At 79.4% G+C, this 233-nt stretch carries 1 protein-coding gene; it reads right to left on the bottom strand.

All coding sequences use genetic code 11. From position 1 onward, the window contains the following. On the bottom strand, positions 1-233 hold a 233-nt coding region (locus tag AC0IVP_RS22230; RefSeq protein WP_471759320.1), incomplete at both ends, for an IPT/TIG domain-containing protein.

Genomic DNA, 233 nt, shown 5'->3' with positions numbered 1-233 from the left:
ACGTGAAGGCCACCGGGCCCGACGTCCCCCCGGCGGTGGACACCGACACGTCGACCGGACCGGCCGGGCCCCCGGGGGTGGTGAACCGGAGCTCGGTCGCGGACACGACCGTCACGGCCCCGGCGGCCCCGGTGTCCGGGCCGACCGTGACCGTGGTGGCGCCGGCCAGGAAGCCGGTGCCGGACAGCGTCACCACGGTGCCGCCGGCCACCGGGCCGGAGGCCGGGTCGAGG

This window comes from Klenkia sp. AC732, from assembly GCF_979256525.1.
The sequence above is the reverse complement of the archived record's forward strand: the minus strand, read 5'-3'. Positions and strand labels throughout refer to the sequence as shown.